This is a genomic window from Arthrobacter sp. YA7-1, from assembly GCF_025960325.1.
GTDB classification, from domain to species: Bacteria; Actinomycetota; Actinomycetes; order Actinomycetales; family Micrococcaceae; genus Arthrobacter; species Arthrobacter bambusae_A.
Genome location: NZ_CP110114.1, coordinates 2,009,933 through 2,022,621, shown reverse-complemented (window position 1 = coordinate 2,022,621; position 12,689 = coordinate 2,009,933). Strand labels below are relative to the sequence as shown.

General features: G+C 63.3%; 16 protein-coding genes. 10 read left to right on the top strand and 6 right to left on the bottom strand.

Annotated elements, in window-relative coordinates:
* Nucleotides 1-41: 41 nt before the first annotated feature.
* A complete protein-coding gene (locus OIT41_RS09435; RefSeq protein ID WP_264637859.1) occupies nt 42-599 on the bottom strand; it encodes a pyridoxamine 5'-phosphate oxidase family protein in 558 nt (185 codons plus the stop codon).
* A gap of 48 nt (nt 600-647) precedes the next feature.
* Nucleotides 648-1,400 (bottom strand): AfsR/SARP family transcriptional regulator, encoded by a 753-nt coding sequence (locus OIT41_RS09430; protein WP_241708429.1) that lies wholly within the window; start codon nt 1,398-1,400, stop codon nt 648-650.
* 64 nt (nt 1,401-1,464) lie between these two features.
* On the opposite strand from OIT41_RS09430, the gene OIT41_RS09425 reads away from it, so the two are divergent.
* From OIT41_RS09425 to OIT41_RS09415, 3 genes are all read left to right on the top strand, one after another.
* Nucleotides 1,465-1,623, top strand: coding sequence for a DUF1059 domain-containing protein (locus tag OIT41_RS09425; RefSeq protein WP_241708428.1), 159 nt, complete (start codon nt 1,465-1,467; stop codon nt 1,621-1,623).
* Nucleotides 1,624-1,673: 50 nt separating this feature from the next.
* Entirely contained in the window at nt 1,674-2,516 is an 843-nt protein-coding gene (locus tag OIT41_RS09420) for a sulfurtransferase (protein WP_241708427.1), read from the top strand.
* 85 nt (nt 2,517-2,601) lie between these two features.
* Complete coding sequence (locus OIT41_RS09415; RefSeq protein WP_241708426.1) at nt 2,602-3,627, top strand: NADPH:quinone reductase; 1,026 nt, start codon at nt 2,602-2,604, stop codon at nt 3,625-3,627.
* A gap of 57 nt (nt 3,628-3,684) precedes the next feature.
* On the opposite strand, the gene OIT41_RS09410 is transcribed toward OIT41_RS09415, so the two are convergent.
* The gene (locus OIT41_RS09410) at nt 3,685-5,379 is read right to left on the bottom strand and encodes an APC family permease (RefSeq protein ID WP_241708425.1); all 1,695 of its coding nucleotides are present in this window, start codon (nt 5,377-5,379) and stop codon (nt 3,685-3,687) included.
* Between the two features lie 348 nt (nt 5,380-5,727).
* Between OIT41_RS09410 and OIT41_RS09405 the strand changes: the two genes are divergently transcribed.
* The 7 genes from OIT41_RS09405 (at nt 5,728) to OIT41_RS09375 (ending at nt 10,378) form a co-directional block, all read left to right on the top strand.
* The gene (locus OIT41_RS09405) at nt 5,728-6,339 is read left to right on the top strand and encodes an NADPH-dependent F420 reductase (protein WP_241708424.1); all 612 of its coding nucleotides are present in this window, start codon (nt 5,728-5,730) and stop codon (nt 6,337-6,339) included.
* Between the two features lie 83 nt (nt 6,340-6,422).
* On the top strand, nt 6,423-7,100 hold the full coding sequence (locus OIT41_RS09400; RefSeq protein ID WP_241708423.1) for an NADPH-dependent F420 reductase: 678 nt from the start codon (nt 6,423-6,425) through the stop codon (nt 7,098-7,100).
* 90 nt (nt 7,101-7,190) lie between these two features.
* Nucleotides 7,191-8,192, top strand: coding sequence for an alcohol dehydrogenase (locus OIT41_RS09395; RefSeq protein ID WP_241708422.1), 1,002 nt, complete (start codon nt 7,191-7,193; stop codon nt 8,190-8,192).
* A 115-nt stretch (nt 8,193-8,307) separates the two neighbouring features.
* The gene (locus OIT41_RS09390) at nt 8,308-8,736 is read left to right on the top strand and encodes a pyridoxamine 5'-phosphate oxidase family protein (protein WP_241708421.1); all 429 of its coding nucleotides are present in this window, start codon (nt 8,308-8,310) and stop codon (nt 8,734-8,736) included.
* 173 nt (nt 8,737-8,909) lie between these two features.
* A complete protein-coding gene (locus OIT41_RS09385; protein WP_241708420.1) occupies nt 8,910-9,332 on the top strand; it encodes an Hsp20/alpha crystallin family protein in 423 nt (140 codons plus the stop codon).
* A gap of 139 nt (nt 9,333-9,471) precedes the next feature.
* Nucleotides 9,472-9,915 (top strand): universal stress protein, encoded by a 444-nt coding sequence (locus tag OIT41_RS09380; RefSeq protein WP_241708419.1) that lies wholly within the window; start codon nt 9,472-9,474, stop codon nt 9,913-9,915.
* A 19-nt stretch (nt 9,916-9,934) separates the two neighbouring features.
* Nucleotides 9,935-10,378 (top strand): pyridoxamine 5'-phosphate oxidase family protein, encoded by a 444-nt coding sequence (locus OIT41_RS09375; protein WP_264637858.1) that lies wholly within the window; start codon nt 9,935-9,937, stop codon nt 10,376-10,378.
* Nucleotides 10,379-10,415: 37 nt separating this feature from the next.
* On the opposite strand, the gene OIT41_RS09370 is transcribed toward OIT41_RS09375, so the two are convergent.
* The 3 genes from OIT41_RS09370 to OIT41_RS09360 form a co-directional block, all read right to left on the bottom strand.
* The gene (locus OIT41_RS09370; protein ID WP_319801847.1) at nt 10,416-10,844 is read right to left on the bottom strand and encodes a universal stress protein; all 429 of its coding nucleotides are present in this window, start codon (nt 10,842-10,844) and stop codon (nt 10,416-10,418) included.
* 63 nt (nt 10,845-10,907) lie between these two features.
* Entirely contained in the window at nt 10,908-11,228 is a 321-nt protein-coding gene (locus OIT41_RS09365; RefSeq protein WP_241708417.1) for a DUF3040 domain-containing protein, read from the bottom strand.
* Nucleotides 11,229-11,268: 40 nt separating this feature from the next.
* The gene (locus tag OIT41_RS09360; protein ID WP_241708416.1) at nt 11,269-12,654 is read right to left on the bottom strand and encodes an MBL fold metallo-hydrolase RNA specificity domain-containing protein; all 1,386 of its coding nucleotides are present in this window, start codon (nt 12,652-12,654) and stop codon (nt 11,269-11,271) included.
* Nucleotides 12,655-12,689: the final 35 nt, after the last annotated feature.

Here is a 12,689-nt window from a genome sequence, read left to right as displayed (position 1 = left end):
GGCTGCCACGGCCGGAGGGGCGCCAGCCCGTGCGGGTGAACCTACGGTCCATCAGAGAGAGGGAATCCAGGCAGACCGTCGATGCTCCGAGCGTTCCTTTCGGCGCGGTAGGCAGACATGCCCTCCACGCCCTTTTTCTCTGCCTGGAGACGGAGAAGGTCGCGCTCTCCGGTCATCTCCATGACGGGAACGCCCCATCCGCATGAGTCGCTGACGCGTGTGACATCCACAGAGATGACCGCCCTGGCGCTCGGGTGGTGCGGATGGAGTGCCACCACCTCTTCGAATACAGCATCTCCCGGAAGGAACACTGAGCCGCGGCCGTGCAGGCGAACGATTCGGGGCCGGGGGCCAAACGAATTGAACATGAGGCACACGCGGCCGTTCTCCCGGATGTGCGCGATGGTCTCGACGCCGCTGCCGGTGTAGTCGACCCAAGTGACGCGATGGGAATCCAGGACTGAGAACGAGTCGTGGCCGCGGGGGGACATATTCACATGCCCGTCTGCTCCGAGGGGCGCGGTTGCGACAAACCACATGGGCTGTTCCTCGATCCACGCCTTCAGCTTCTCATCTATGGAATCAAATATTTGGGCCACGACCTGAGCTTAGTGGAACGGGATGCGGACCCCGCGCTTCGTCAAGGATCAGGTCCGCTCGAGGAGCTGCTGGTAAAGCGCACGGGTACCCGGGCCGGGCGAGACACCTAGCTGGTCGCGAAGAAGATCGGACAGCCGGCCGTACACGGCCAGCGCCTCGGCCAGATTGTCCTGGGCGGCAAGAGCCTTCATCAGGAAGCGATGCCCGCTTTCGCGCAAAGGATCCAAGGCGATCAGCCGGCGGCCGGCACGGAGCGCTCCGGCAAGTTCCGCGCCGCCGAGGCCGAGCTCGGCGGCGGCGTAGCATTCCAGGGCCCGCAGCCGGATCTCGACGAGTTGGTTCCGGGTCTGATCGATCCAATCCGCGTCCTCCCCCGGCAGGAATCCACGTTCGGAGACGAACAGGGCCAGCAGAACCGGTCCCCAAGCCCGGGCCCAATCCTGCTGGGCCACCGCAGACTCTGCCCGGTGGATGGCGTCCACCGCAGCTTCGAGGTCAATCCATGCGTCCGGGAGATGCAGTTGTACAGTGACGCGCCCATCCACTGTCTCCGGACCGAAGACATGGCGAATCTTTGAGAGCAACGGATTCAGGCGCGCGTCGATCCCGGCTGAATCGGGAGAGTTCCACAGCGCCTCGGCGAGTTCCTCGCGGGGCACCTGCCGGTGCCGGTTGACGACAAGATAGGTGAACATCAGGCGCCCTTGACGACCCGGCAGGCCGTGATCAAGCCTGACACCGTCCCGCTCTATGACCAGTGGCCCGCAGATCTGGAGACGCAGCGTTGACTGCACGCTCATGACACCATGATCTCATGCGCCCTCGTCGCTCCGGAGAGGGCCCGGCAATGTTTGGGAGGTCGTCATGGCGAAGCTCATCCGATGCGAATGTGGGTTCGTCGTCCGCGGCGATACGGATGAGGAAGTGATCGGAGCGATCCGCGGCCACCTGGCCAGGGACCACCCGGCCCTCCTCCAAGCCGTCAGCCGCGAGGATCTGCTCGGGTGGATCCAAGTGGAGTAGGCGGACGCCCGACGCCAATGTAGCGCCAACTTTGAGCCAATATTGGGCCAATGACAAGCGCGCAGAATGTGGACATGCTCATCGAACCCATCTGGCTGGCAAATCACCTCTACGATCCTGCGGTCCGCGTCGTCGAGGTTGATGTTTCCGCGACCGCCTACGACCAATGGCACATCGACGGCGCCGTCCTGTGGAACATCTACGCCGACCTGAAAGACGAACGGTACCGCCCGATCGACGGGGACGCGTTCGAACGGCTGTTGGTCCGCTCCGGCATCGGGCCGGCGTCGACGGTCGTATGCTACGGCTACGCTCCGGCGCTCGGCTACTGGTTGCTCAAGTCGTACGGGCACGCCGACGTCGGCATCCTGAACTGCTCCCGCGACGCCTGGCGCGCCCAAGGACATCCCTACGGCACGTCCTCGATCCCTGTGGCAGAGGCTCCGTACCGGCTCGCCGAACGGGACCAGCGGCTGTTCGTGGACATGCGCGCCGTGCGGCAGGCCATCGGCCGCCCTGGAACGGCGATTCTGGATGTCCGTTCCGAGGCCGAATTCGTCGGCGAACGGTTCTGGCCCTCCGGCGGAATGGAGCCGGGAGGGCGCGCCGGCCACGTCCCAACGGCCGTCCACCGGCCGTTCGGTGATCTCTACGACCAGAACGGCGCCTTCCTCCCGATTGACGAACTGCGTCAGGCGATGCGCGTGTCCGAGCTCAACGACCAAGACGAGCTGATCACTTACTGCACCGTCGGGGGCCGCGCGGCCACCGCTTGGTACGTTCTCACCGAAATTCTCGGACACCACGGTGTCCGGGTTTACGACGGATCATGGGCCGAATGGGGTCTGTGCCCCGACACCCCGGTCGAGGCACCGCACGCTTCAGCGCGCTAGTGCTGCAAAAGCGCTCACCGCGAGCCGGAATCCGGAGAATAATGGCGGAAGGAGACCAAATAGGTCCGAAAGACTAGGAGCAACGGTGAAAGCCATCGTGTACGAAAGGACCGGGCCGTCGTCGGTCCTGGCTCTGCAAGACAAGCCACTGACCTCACCGGGACCGGGCCAGGTCAGGGTCCGGGTGGTGGTGTCCGGAGTCAATCCCACAGACTGGAAGTCCCGGGCCGGCAGCGGGACCGGAAACAAGTTGAAGGAACCAAAGGTGCCCAACCAGGATGGCGCCGGCGTGATCGACGAGCTCGGGCCCGGAGTAACGGGATTGTCCATCGGAGATCGCGTGTGGCTCTGGGACGTTGCGTGGGGCGGCAATGAGGGCACAGCCCAGGAATATGTGGTGGTGCCGGCGGCGCAGGCCGTCACACTTCCGGACACGGAATCCTTCGATACTGGCGCATCCCTGGGAATCCCGGCGTTGACCGCACACCGTGCGCTGACAGCCAATCAAAACGGACCGGCCAGGCTCTCCCCTGGATCTTTGGAAGGGAGCGTGGTGCTTGTCACGGGAGGCGCGGGCGCCGTCGGGCACGCGGCCATTCAGCTCGCCCGCTGGGCGGGGGCGACGGTTATCACGACCGTGAGCGGGGAGGAGAAAGGTGAACTTGCCCGTCAGGCGGGTGCGCACTGTGTGATCAACTATCGCACTGCCGACGTCGCGCAGACCGTGTATCAAGCAGCCCCCGGAGGCGTTGATACGATCGTCGACGTCAATGCTCCGGCGAACATCGGCACTGACCTCGAGGTGCTGAAGCCCGGGGGAACCATTTCCATTTATGCTGCTGCACCCGGTGAATCCTTGGCCATTCCCATTCGCGAGAGTATGGCCAAAAACGTTCAATACCAGTTCGTCCTCACGTACACCGTTGCCGATCAGCAAAAGAAGGCGGCCGTTGCGGCCGTCACCGATGCACTAACCGCAGGGGCATTACGTGTCGGCAACGAACACGGGCTCCCGTTAGTCCGCTTTCCGCTTGAGGAAACCGCGGCAGCCCACGACGCCGTCGAGCAAGGCTCCGTCGGAAAGATCCTGATCGACGTGTCCGATTCTTGAGTGAACCCCTCCGGGTGACGGCCGCGACCAAGCGCTTGACGACAGAACCGGGGCGAATCACCCCTTATCTGAGGGGTTCGATGTTCCCGTCACCTTGGGCGTGAGCGGAAGGTCGATGGATCCGAATTCAAATTCGTCTTCCTCCACTGCGGCCGCAATATCGTCGGGCTTCATCGCGAGGCTGACCGCGTAGTAGAACATGATGAGGCTGAAGACAACCACGAAGAGAATGTCGATCCACTCAGGCAGGACGTTGAGGGATCCACTTCCGTAGCGGCCCAGGAGCCCGATCACAAGGATGCCGATCAGCCACGGCCAGATCCAGGATGCGGCACGCCAGTCGATGTCGCGGCGTTGCTGCAGGGACTTGGAGCGGCGGAGCGCAATTTCGAAAATGATGCGGCCCAGGAGAATCGCTGTCAGCAGCTTCCATATCGCCTCGAACCCGGACCAATAAATGATCAGGTTGGCGGCCACGAACCCAAACGGAGTCAGTATCGACGGCCATGGAACCCGGTACGGGTGTTCGCGCCCGGAGTGCTGGCGGACAAGCGCACCCAGGGAAACCGGAGCGAACGCGTACATGATGGCCGTAGCATCGGTGACCAGCCCGACCAGGGACTGCCAACTGGGGAACGGCAACAGGGCGATCATTCCCACCACGAAGGACAGCAGGATGGATCCGAACGGAACGCCCCGCTTGCTGACCTTGGTGAGCGAGCCAGGCAAGGCGTCGTCCTCGCCGAGCGCGTAGGAAATCCGTGCGGAGGTTCCGACGTAGACCAAGCCTGTGCCGGCTGGAGAGATGACAGCGTCGATCAGAAGAACGGTGGCCAGCCATCCCGCTCCTGCGGCAATGGCCAGCTCGTAGTAAGGACCGAATGAACCGGCTCCCACCGGGTTCTTCCAATCATGAGCGATGTCACCAGGGTTGAGGGCCCCGATGAACGCCACCTCCAGAAGGATGTAGATCGCCGCGCCGACGAACATCGCGATGATGATCGCCCGCGCAACATCCTTCTTGGGGTTGCGGGCTTCGCCTGCCATCTGGGCGGCCTGTTCGAACCCCTGAAGCGCAAACACCACCCCGAGCGGAAGTGCGGCGAAAATCCCGTGAATGCCGTTCGGCGCGAAGCCACCCGCCCCCTGGCTGAAGTTCCCCGGGTGGAAGGTCAGGATGATGAGCACAACTATCGTGAGGACCGGAACCGCCGTCTTCCAGATCACCAGAATGATGTTGCTGTCCGAGAGCCACTTCGCGCCCAAGAGATTGACTACCGTGAAGAGTGCCAGCGAGAGAACTGCGATGAGCAACCCGATGGGAGTCAGTGTGGAGTCAGGGTTCACCATTTTGATGCCCGAAGCCCACGGTGCGCTGGCAAGATAGGTGATGCTCCCCTCTACCTCGATGGGAGCGATCGTGACCGCCTGAAGGTATCCGGCCCACCCCGCGGTGAATCCGGCAAGGGCACCGAATGCGTAGTGCGGGTACCGCGCCGTGCCACCGGCCACCGGATAGGCCGCCCCCAGATCGGCATGAATGAGGGCCAGAACCACCAGCAGGACCGCCGCGAGCAACCAGGAAATGATCGACGCCGGACCTGCAGTCTGCGCCGCACCGAGGGCACCCAGCAACCAGCCCGACCCAATGATCGAACCGAGGGAAACAAACAGCAATCCCCAGAACCCGACCACCCTTTTCAGGGCATGCAACCGCCCCTCGCCGGGCCTGACGACAACCTCACTTGCCATACAAACCACTCCCTCGGAGGGTCGCATACAGTCATGATCCTTTGACGATAGCGACGCCGCCGCGAACTGGAAAGAGGCACCGCGAGGAAACTCGCTAAAGTGCTCGGGAAATTTCCGGAGGGACTCTGAGCTGGGGAAAAGCCGGGCGGTCGGAGCGAGCCCCGAGCCGGGTTCCCGGCAGCGCGCCACTCCTGCGTGCCACGGAAGCCACACTCCCCCTGAACCTTCGTCCACTGTTGCCTTGCATCCAGTTTGACAGACGGATCGTTCCGTCACAAACTGTTTGAGAACGATCCATCACATCGGACCGACGCCCTGCTTACTCAGCGGAACAAGGAGGAATCCGAGATGAACGGCATTCGCGTAGCGGTCATCGGCAACGGAATTATCGGCAGGACACTCGCCGCCCGATTCGCCGAAGCAGGCCACACGGCCACCATCGGTACTCGCAACCCGGGCCGGGACGGCCTGGAGGACGCCCGCCACACGGGAGCCCGCGTTACGAGTATTGAGGAAGCCATCGACTCCTCCGAGGCCGTCGTGTGGGCGATCAACGGCGCCGCCATGGTCGAAGCCATCCCCGCCTACGGCCGGCAACTGGCGGACAAGGTGGTTATCGACGCCACCAACAACATCGGCGCCCCGACCATGAACAGCCTTGATTTGATCGCCGAACACGCCCCCACCGCCCCGGCGTACCGAGCGTTCAACAGCCTGGGTTGGGAAAATTTCGAGGATCCTTGCTACGGTGAAGAAACGGGCGACCTCCTCTACAGCGGGCCCGCGGGCCCCTCCCAAGCCGTCGCCGAAGCCCTCATCGCGGCCACCGGGCTGCGCCCGATCCGGGTCGGGGACAACGACAAAGCGAAAATCGTCGACGACTTCGTCACCCTCTGGTTCACCCTTGCCTTCGAAGCCGGGTTCGGCCGCAACCTCGGATTCAAAATCCTCACCCGCTGACCATTCCTGCAGTCACATCCCGCAGTCGGTTCCTGTACCCCAATCCGTACTTGACCATCCGCACTGAACAAGGAGATCCATCCATGAAGACCGCCATCCTCGGAACCGGCACCGTAGGCCGCACCATCGCAGCCCGCCTCGCTGAACTTGGCCATGCCGTCACTATCGGCACCCGTGACCCCGAGGCCACCTTGGCCCGCACCGAGCCCGACGCAATGGGCACCGCACCGTTCGGGGCCTGGGCCGCGGAAAACCCCGGTATCACCCTGGCAGCCTTCGCCGATGCCGCCGTCGGCGCCGAGATCATCGTCAACGCCACGAACGGCGGCGCTTCCCTGGACGTCCTGGCCCAGGCCGGGGCCGGAAACCTCGACGGCAAGATCATCCTGGACATCGCCAATCCCCTCGATTTCAGCAACGGCATGCCCCCTACCCTGTTCGTGAAAGACACCGATTCCCTCGGCGAGCAGATCCAGCGCACCTTTCCCGCCGCGCGGGTGGTCAAGGCCCTCAACACCATGAACACAGCCCTCATGACCCACCCGGACCGGTTGGCCGAGGCCAGCACGGTCTTCGTCTCCGGGAACGACGCCGACGCCAAGGACACCGTCACCGGGCTCCTGAAGAGCTTCGGCCACCAGGACGTCATTGACCTCGGCGACATCACCACCGCCCGCGGCACCGAAATGCTCCTGCCCGTCTGGCTCCGCCTCTGGGGCGCCCTCGGGACACCGGACTTCAACTTCAAGATCGTCCGCTAGATCCTCCAGACCTGGCCGTGCCGGACCGGCTCGATCGTCGATCCGGCACGGCCGCGAATCCATAAACCTACTCACGAAAGGCATCTCGCCATGAAAGCTGTTCAATTCGCCAACCCCGGAACCTCCCTTGAGACGGTCGAACTCGATGTTCCCGAGGTCCCGCGCGGGCATGTCCTGATCAAGGTCGCTGCCAATGGCATCTGCCACAGCGACTCCATGGCGGCCGCGGGCATGTCCTCCTCCTACCCCCGCACCCCAGGCCACGAAGTCGCCGGAACCGTGGAGTCCGTAGGCGAAGGCGTCACCCGCTGGACTGAAGGCCAGCGCGTGGGCGTTGGCTGGTTCGGCGGGGCATGCTTCGAATGCGAATCCTGCCAGCGCGGGGACTTCATCGCATGCACGGTCGGAAAGGTCACCGGCCTGAGCTCTGACGGCGGTTACGCCGAATACCTGGTCGCCCCCGCCGACGCCGTCGCCCTCGTCCCCGACGCGCTCAGCTTCGCCGAAGCCGCCCCGCTGATGTGCGCGGGAGTCACCACCTTCAACGGGCTCCGCCACAGCGGAGCCCGCCCCGGGGACCGCGTCGCCATCCTCGGCCTAGGCGGCCTGGGCCACCTCGGGGTCCAGTTCGCCGCCAGGATGGGCTTCGAAACCATTGCCATCGCCCGCGGCGCCGAAAAGGAATCATTCGCCAAGAAACTCGGCGCACACCACTACATCGACAGCACCACCACCGACGTCGCGGCCGAACTCAAGCGACTCGGCGGCGCCACGGTTGTCCTGGCCACCGTCACCGACGCCCAGGCCATGTCGGTCACCATCCCTGGACTTGCGTCCCGGGGCCGGCTCGTCGTCGTCGGGGTCCCGCACGAACCCCTCGCCGTCAGCGCAGCCGACCTCGTCATGGGCAGCAGCTCCGTCGCCGGCCACGCCTCCGGCACCGCGAAAGACTCCGAAGACACCCTCCGCTTCGCCGCGCTGACCGGCGTTCGCCCGATGATCGAGACCTACCCGCTGGAGAAGGCAGCCGAAGGCTTCGACCGCATGATGTCAGGCCAGGCCCGCTTCCGCGTCGTCCTCACCAACGACTAACGAAGGCCCGCGCATTGTTGGCGCCCGTGTCCATTCCCGACACGGGCGCCAATCGTGCCGCCACAAAGATCCATTCCTCTATTGCCGCTTGGCCCGGATCTGTAGGCTCAGCCACATGGAGAATTCAGAGTCGAGGCCCGATACCGAAGTGCTCAGTGTCCATGAGTGCTGGAGATACCTCCGTTCCGCCTCCGTCGCCAGGGTTGGCGTGGTCAGTGGCGACAGCGCGGAGATCTTTCCCGTCAATTTCCTGCCTGACGAGGGAACGGTAATATTCCGGACCGGACCGGGCACCAAACTGGACGCAGTCCTGGCCGGGAAAACGATCACCTTGGAGGCCGACGGTTTCAACACCTATGGCACCATCGCTTGGAGCGTCATCGTCAAAGGCCATGCCGAGATCGTCACGAAGGCCGACGATCTTCAGGAGTCCGCAGCAATGGAACTGTCTCCGTGGGAACCTGGCACCAAAGACCATCTGGTCCGGGTCACGCCCGCGGAATTGAGCGGCCGAAGGTTCGTGATCAACGCACCCTCCGAGTGATCGGACCCGCAGGATTCCTGGTCCCGAATCCGACCGTCGCCTCCCTGGCCCCACGGCGCAACCCGGAGGCGGGGCATAAGGGACCAAAGACTCTGTGATCTACTCCCCGTGCTTCGCATTCTGGAAGAGTCAGGCCGATTCCGGCCTGACCGGATCGAAGCAAGGAGGCAGCCATGACGGACTTGATCAGGTGGTTCGATAACCGCCGTTCACCCATTGAGATGATCGAACGGCTTTTCGAAGGTGATGTGGCAGCATCCGGGATCCGGGTCGAACAGTTGGTTGAAGGCACTACCCTGGTGGTTCGCGCCGAACTGCCGGGGATCGATCCGGAGAAGGATGTTGAAATCACGCTTGGGGACGGGTTTCTTGAAATAAGGGCTGAACGGCAGGAGAAGAAGGAGCAAAGGGACAAGGGCAGCTACAGATCGGAATTTCGCTATGGTTCCTTCGTCCGCAGGCTGCCAGTGCCGGATACGGTCCAAAAGGACGACGTCTCCGCTTCATACAAGGACGGCGTCCTCGAAGTGAGGGCCCCGATTCCGGAGAGGGTCCAACCCTCCTCGGCTCACAAGATCCCGATTACGCGGGAGTAGGCCACACGGTCCTGCCGCCGGGCCGGACCGTGCCTCCCGCTGGCGCGGATCCCGGCTGTGACTTTCGGCCCTACAAGCCGCGACAGCCCCGGGCCACGCTAGCGGGGTACGGATTCAACCTTATCGCGGGAGGAAAGTCATGGGCGGGGAAGCATCCACAGCCAGGATCGTTGTTGGCGTTGACGGATCGGAAGCCTCCATCGAGGCGCTGAGGCAAGCTCAGAGCCTCGCCGTGCCATTGGGAGCGCAGGTAATAGCTACGGTCTGCTGGGAGTTCCCCCAGGTCTATGGCGGCTACGTGGCCATGGGCATCGACGACTTCGAAGAAAGTGCCAAACAGGTCCTCAAGGAATCCTTGGCGAAGGTGTTCGGTCCGGATTTGCCGGACAACGTCGTCTCACGCGTTGTCCGCGGTCACACACGGGAATCCCTCATCGAAGCGAGCCGGGAAGCCGACCTGATCGTTCTCGGCAGGCGTGGCCACGGAGGATTTGGCGGGCTCTTGATCGGATCGGTGAGTTCCGCCTGCGTCGCCCACGCCCACTGCCCGGTCCTTGTTGTCCATGCTCCGGAAGCGAGCTGATCGGCGCGAGGAGAAACCAATGTCCGTTCCCGAGATGGATCCGGGCCGCTTCGACGGCGCCCGGCACGTCACGCAGGAGCTTAGCCAGGAGCGGTGCTGGGAGTTGCTGTGCTCTCAGGACACAGGCCGCTTCGGCTTCAACTACAAGAACAGAGTGATGATCCTGCCCGTCAGCTACCTCGTCCACGGCCGGGCAATCTACTTCCGCACCTCCGCTGCCGGGACCATCGGCGACGCCGTGCCTCGCCTGAGTTCATCGTTCGAGATTGATGGGGCACGGCCCGACCGGAGCGAAGGGTGGTCGGTCCTTGTCAGCGGTCCTTCCTCACACGTGGACGAGCCGGCGCTGCTGACCTATCTTTGGGGGCAGGTCATGGAAGAGCCCTGGGCAGGCGGCCCAAGGAATGACTTCATCCGGATCCACGCTGCGGTAGTGACTGGCCGACATGTGCATCTGGCCTGAATCCGGTTTCGGGCGCCAGGCGTCGACGGCGTCCGCGCTATTTGCTGTTCTTGACCCGGCGTATCCGGGTGATGATGGTGGGGCACGCCAGTTGGGCAAGGACTGCGTGGGCGGTTGAGCCCAGCAGGAGACGCTTTAGTCCGCCCCTGCCGCGGCTGCCGAGGACCAGCAGCTTCGCTGTCGATGCGGCTTCAGCGAGGGCCTGGGCCGGGGGATCGGTGGCCAGGACTTTGTGGACCACGAGGTCGGGGTACCTTCCCGCCAGGCCGGCAACTGTCTCGGCAAGGACCACCTGTTCTTCTTCCATGAACTGCTCGACGAAACTGCCCTTGGGCAACCCCTTTTGCAACCAGGCACCTGGTATCGGGCAGGCGTGCAGCACGGCCAGTTCCTGCCCTTCACGATCTGCCTCTGCCTCTGCGGCAGCGAAGGCTACCGCTTGCGTTGATTCCTCCGAACCGTCCACTCCGACGACGACTCCGCGGCGGGATCAATACGGTTCGAACATCAACTGTCGGTTCCACCTCAACTACCCGAGCTCTGCGGGTCCAAGCAGCGGAGAAGAACTCGGACGCCGTCGGAACCTCGGGGAACCGATACACTTCGAGGCCACGTACGCTCCGGTGCCCATGATAATGAATCCCGTGATTCCCAAAACCGGGGCTCGGGCCGCGACACCCGTCAGCAGGACAAGGCATCCGACGAGTGCGGTGAAAATGCCTGATGCCAAGTGCCTCCCGGCAGCAGGCTCAGTCATCGATTTCATCTTGGACGCGAATTTCGGATCATCGCGTTCCAGTTCCTGGGCGAGCTGTTCCAGGGTCTTCTTTTCGTATTCAGAGAGAGCCATCACGGGCCTCCTTTGCCGGCGTGGGTGGAAACTATTGGTGCTACAGCGGGTTGTCGAGCGGGACTGCTTCGAGATGTTCGGGAACCCTCGCGTTCCAGCCCAGTTCACGTTTGATGCGACGCCGCAGAGCATCGGAGGCGGCAGGTTCGCCATGGGTGATATAGGTCATCTGCGGTGCCTGGTCCGCTGCGTGCATCCAACGGATGATTTCGTCGGCGTCGGCATGCGCTGAGAATCCTTCAATGTGTATGACCTCGGCCTGGATGGGGACGTCCTGGCCGTAGATTCTGAGCTCCTTCGCTCCGGCCGCCAGGTCGGCACCGCGTGTTCCTCCGGCCTGGTAGCCGCTGAGGACGATGGCATTTTTCGGATCCGGACCATAGGCCTCAAGGTGGTGAAGGATCCTTCCTCCCGTGAGCATGCCGCTGGCGGAGATGATGATCATGGGTCCTCCCCTCAGATTGAGAAGCTTGGAATCGTCTGCGGTGCGTGTCATGGTGGCCAGCTTGTACATGTCTTCGAACTCGTCCACGAGCAGTCGGTGTTCATCCGCATGCTGCCGGTACATGTAGGAAGCGTCGATGGCCATGGGGCTGTTGAGATAGACCGGAATGTCCGGAATAAGGTGCTTGTGACGGAGCCTCGTGAGGTGGAGCATCAGCGTTTCTGCGCGGCCGACGGCGAACGCGGCAATCATGACGACTCCCCCTCGTTTGGCAACGCGGGACACGACCGCTCCGAGCTCGGCCTCCGGGTCCTGGTCCGGGTGGCTCCGGTTACCGTACGTAGATTCAGTGACAAGAATGTCGGTGGCCTCCAGTTCCCGCGGCGGGAACATGAGGGGATCGTCGGCACGGCCCAGGTCTCCGGTGAAGTGTATTGAACGCCCGTCTATGTCTAAATGGATTTGGGCTGCGCCCAGGATGTGTCCGGCCGGAAGGAAAGCGGCCACGATGCCGTCTCCAAGATCCAGCGGGGTATCGAAGTCCCGGGGCTCGAAAGCGTTCAAGGACCTGACCGCATCTGCCGCGGTGTACACAGGAAGAGCGGGAACATGCGCCGAGGAGCCCCGGTGGTCAGCGTAACGCGCTTCCTCTTCCTGAAGATGGCCGCTGTCCGGTAGCAGCAGCTTGCACAGTTCACTGGTTCCGTGGGTAGCGTAGATCGGCCCCGTGAAGCCGTCCCGGACCAGTGCCGGAACATATCCGGTGTGGTCAAGATGCGCGTGGGTGAGCAGCACAGCATCGATGGAACCGGGCGGGACGGGAAACGGCACCCTGTTGCGGTCCCGGATACGTTTATAGCCTTGGAAGAGGCCACAGTCGACAAGGATCCGAGTGTCCCCGGATTCGACGAGATAGCGGGACCCCGTGACAGTGTCCGTCGCTCCCAAAAACCGCAGTCGTGCCGGGCGTGTGCTGTTCATGTTGCCTCCTCGATATTGGCAGTGCCGGGCATCCG

Bases quoted from the DNA above. Each gene is read 5' to 3' on its own strand.
- OIT41_RS09425 (WP_241708428.1), top strand. From the start codon at position 1,465: ATGGCGAAGCTCATCCGATGCGAATGTGGGTTCGTCGTCCGCGGCGAT.
- OIT41_RS09380 (WP_241708419.1), top strand. From the start codon at position 9,472: ATGGGCGGGGAAGCATCCACAGCCAGGATCGTTGTTGGCGTTGACGGA.
- OIT41_RS09420 (WP_241708427.1), top strand. From the start codon at position 1,674: ATGACAAGCGCGCAGAATGTGGACATGCTCATCGAACCCATCTGGCTG.
- OIT41_RS09430 (WP_241708429.1), bottom strand. From the start codon at position 1,400: ATGAGCGTGCAGTCAACGCTGCGTCTCCAGATCTGCGGGCCACTGGTC.
- OIT41_RS09390 (WP_241708421.1), top strand. From the start codon at position 8,308: ATGGAGAATTCAGAGTCGAGGCCCGATACCGAAGTGCTCAGTGTCCAT.
- OIT41_RS09375 (WP_264637858.1), top strand. From the start codon at position 9,935: ATGTCCGTTCCCGAGATGGATCCGGGCCGCTTCGACGGCGCCCGGCAC.
- OIT41_RS09400 (WP_241708423.1), top strand. From the start codon at position 6,423: ATGAAGACCGCCATCCTCGGAACCGGCACCGTAGGCCGCACCATCGCA.
- OIT41_RS09410 (WP_241708425.1), bottom strand. From the start codon at position 5,379: ATGGCAAGTGAGGTTGTCGTCAGGCCCGGCGAGGGGCGGTTGCATGCC.
- OIT41_RS09360 (WP_241708416.1), bottom strand. From the start codon at position 12,654: ATGAACAGCACACGCCCGGCACGACTGCGGTTTTTGGGAGCGACGGAC.
- OIT41_RS09405 (WP_241708424.1), top strand. From the start codon at position 5,728: ATGAACGGCATTCGCGTAGCGGTCATCGGCAACGGAATTATCGGCAGG.
- OIT41_RS09385 (WP_241708420.1), top strand. From the start codon at position 8,910: ATGACGGACTTGATCAGGTGGTTCGATAACCGCCGTTCACCCATTGAG.
- OIT41_RS09365 (WP_241708417.1), bottom strand. From the start codon at position 11,228: ATGGCTCTCTCTGAATACGAAAAGAAGACCCTGGAACAGCTCGCCCAG.
- OIT41_RS09395 (WP_241708422.1), top strand. From the start codon at position 7,191: ATGAAAGCTGTTCAATTCGCCAACCCCGGAACCTCCCTTGAGACGGTC.